A 3,154-nucleotide genomic window follows, 5' to 3' on the forward strand; every position below is an offset into this window, starting at 1 on the left:
GGCGAGTTCGAGGCCGTCGTAGCCCCATTCGCCTGCCTTCCGGGCGAGTTCCTCGATCGGCATGTCGGCCCATTGGCCGGTGAAGAGCGTGACGGGGCGTCGGCTCATGGTGGAGGCTCCGATTCAGACGCTTCCGGTGCGCAGCCGCAGCTGCGCCGGACGATCAGGTCGAGTGGCACCCGCGTCTCGGTGGGGTGCTCGGTCTTCGGTGCGCCGCCGGACTTGCGGACCTCAAGGGCGTCCAGCAGCATCCGCGCGCTGATTTCGCCGAGTTCGCGGTCGTGCCGGCGCAGGGCGGTCATCGGCGGGTCGAGCAGGTCGCTGGAGACCGGGTCGTCGAAGGAGACCAGGGCGATCTCGGTGCCGACCCGGTACCGGTCGGCGCGCAGCTGGCGAAGCGCGCCGAGGGCGAGGGTGTCGCCCGCCGCGATGATGGCGGTCGGCGGATCGTCCACCCTCATGAGCTCGGCCACCGCCCGCTGCGCGCTGGCCTCGGTCCACTCGTGGTCGCCGTAGGCCAGGTACTCCGGGGGCACCGGCAGCCGCCGCCCGCCCATTTCGTTGCGGAAGGCTTCCAGCCGTTCGGTGGCGGGTGCGTTCTCCAGGCGCAGGATCCGGTCGGTCGGACCGGGTGGCACGCCCAGGAAGGCGATCTTGGTGTGGCCGTGGACGACCGCCAGGTGTTCCACGAGGGTGGCCATGCCTCCGACGTTGTCCGGGCTGACGTAGCCCAGGCCGGTGTCCCGGATGACGTGGTCGAAGAAGACGACCGGTCCCCGGTCCGGGACGTAGCCGCCGCTGGTGGCGACCAGCAGTCCGTCGACCTGGCGGTCCTGGAGGGTGCGCAGGGCGGCGGTCTCGTGCTGGGCGTCCCGCTCGGTGTTCATCACGACGACCTGGTAGCCGGCGGCTTCCAGCACGTTCTGGGCCGACTTGAGCACCGCGGCGTAGAAGGCGATGGCGATGTCGGGGACGACGACGCCGACGAGCATGGACGACTGGGTGCGCAGGGACCGCGCCGAGATGTTGCGCCTGAAGCCCAGCGTGGTCGCCGCCTCGACGACCTTGCGCTGAGTGTCCGCCGGGATGCGGGGGTTGCCGTCCAGAGCCCGGCTGACCGTGGACACGGACACTCCGGCCATCGCGGCGACGTCGGCCAGGGTGGGACGGCGTCGGCGGGACGGATCGACCGGACGCGGGGTCTGGTCCTGGCTGGACGGCATCGGGGCTCCTTACAAGGGCGGTCTCTGCGGTGAGCGGGCGCTATTTGGTCGCTCGGGCGAAGACACTGCCACGGGTGAGGATCGAATCCACAGTCGCCGCGAGGACGAGGATGGATCCCTCGGCGACGTACTTGACCACGGTCTCCGCACCGATCAGGTCGAGGCCGTTGGAGATGGAACCGATCACCAGCGCGCCGAGCAGGGCGTCCCAGACGCTGCCGCGCCCGCCGAACAGACTCGTCCCGCCGATCACGGCCGCGGCGATGGACTCCAGCAGTACCGTGCCGGTACCGGAGGAGGCCGACACCCCGAGCAGGCGTGAGGCGGCGAGGATGCCGCCGAGCGCGGCCAGCGCACCCGCCAGGCTGAAGGCGATCATCTTGGCCCGGGCGACCGGGATGCCGGCCCGACGGGCGGCGTCCGGGTTGGCGCCGACGGCGTAGAGGTGCAGGCCGAAGCGGGTCTGCGTGGTGACGTAGCTGAACACGGCGAGCAGCGCGAACAGGATCACCACGGGGAGGGGCACCCCGAGATAGCTGTTGAGCACCGCCACGACCGTGATGCTGGCGGCGCCGACCAGGATGCCGGGGACGACGACCTCACGCACCACGCTGATGTCGATGCCCCGGCGCCGGGACTCGCCCACGGCAAGCAGGCGCAGCAGGACGAACGCGATGATGCCTGCGACCGTGAGTGTCCACCCCAGTGCGGGTGGCAGGTAGGTGCTGGACAGCGTGGCGATGCCGGTGCCGAAGAGGCTGACCTGTCCGGTGCCGCCGGGCAGCAGGACCAGGATCGCGCCGAGCATCATGAGCTGGGCGCCCAGGGTGACGACGAAGGACGGCACCCCGAACTGGGTGACGACGGCTCCCTGGATCAGGCCGATCGCCGCTCCGGCCGCGATCCCGGCCAGCAGGCCGAGCCAGGCGGGCCAGTGGTGGTTGACCACGAGGATCGCGGTGAGTGCCGCCGCCGCTCCGCTGTTGGCGGCGACCGAGAGGTCGATCTCGGCGAGCAGCAGGACGAAGACGATGCCCAGGGCGATCGTCGCCGTGACGACGATCTGCACCAGCAGGTTGGTGATGTTGCGGTTGCCCATGAACGCGCTGTCCTGGGCGGTGAAGAAGGCCCAGATCACGGCCAGCATGAGGACGACGGGCACGAATCGGTACCGTCCGGCGATGGCGTCGAGCGCCTGCCGGCGGCGGGACTGGCGGCCTTCGACGCGCGCGACGGGCGGCGGGGCGGAAGAGGAAGTGGCGGCGACGGCCGCGGGCGACGGGTTCGATGTGGTCATGGTGCCGAGATTCCTGTGATGGCGGCGACGAGCTGGTCCGAGCTGGTGGTCCGTTCGCTGTTGTCGAACTCGGCGACCTTGTTGCCCAGGCGCAGGACGACGATGCGGTCGGCGATCTCCAGGACGTCGCGCAGGGCGTGCGAGATCAGCACGATCGCGCAACCGTGCTCGCTGCGCAGCCGGCGGATCAGGTCGAGTACGCCGGTGCTCTGTTCGACGCCGAGTGCCGCTGTCGGTTCGTCCATCAGGACGAGCCGCGGGTCGGAGAGGGTGGAGCGGCAGACTGCGATGGACTGCCGCTGGCCGCCCGAGAGACGGCCGACCGGAGTGCGCAGGGAGGGGATCTTCGCTCCCAGGCGGCGGATGGTCTCCTGCGCCCGGTGCTCCATGTCCGCGCGGCGCAGGCGCGCGCCGCGCAGCAGGGGGCCGGTCTCCTCCCGGCCGAGGAAGAGGTTCTGGACGGTGTCGAGGTTGTCGCAGAGAGCGAGGTCCTGGTAGACGGTCTCGATGCGGAGCGCCGTGGAGTCGACCGGGCGGCGCAGTTCGACCGGCTTGCCGTCGAAACGGATCTCGCCTCCGACGGCGGGCTGCAGCCCGGAGATGATCTTCATCAGGGTCGACTTGCCCGCTCCGT

At 70.7% G+C, this 3,154-nt stretch carries 3 protein-coding genes and 1 pseudogene; all 4 read right to left on the bottom strand.

Annotated features, from left to right (window positions below; genetic code table 11):
- Window positions 1–108, bottom strand: a pseudogene (locus KVT45_RS57515) (sugar phosphate isomerase/epimerase); the annotation flags it as partial.
- Window positions 105–1,223: a LacI family DNA-binding transcriptional regulator gene (locus KVT45_RS54770; RefSeq protein ID WP_217562559.1), complete on the bottom strand. Its 1,119-nt coding sequence runs from the start codon at window positions 1,221–1,223 to the stop codon at window positions 105–107. The gene KVT45_RS54770 and the pseudogene KVT45_RS57515, both read right to left, overlap by 4 nt.
- A 40-nt stretch (window positions 1,224–1,263) precedes the next feature.
- Window positions 1,264–2,520 (bottom strand): sugar ABC transporter permease, encoded by a 1,257-nt coding sequence (locus KVT45_RS54775; protein WP_217562561.1) that lies wholly within the window; start codon window positions 2,518–2,520, stop codon window positions 1,264–1,266.
- The coding region (locus KVT45_RS54780; protein WP_217562563.1) for an ATP-binding cassette domain-containing protein at window positions 2,517–3,154 on the bottom strand (638 nt) is incomplete at its 5' end. The genes KVT45_RS54775 and KVT45_RS54780, both read right to left, overlap by 4 nt.

This window comes from Streptomyces sp. GbtcB6 (assembly GCF_019091475.1).
GTDB classification, from domain to species: domain Bacteria; phylum Actinomycetota; class Actinomycetes; order Streptomycetales; family Streptomycetaceae; genus Streptomyces; species Streptomyces hyaluromycini.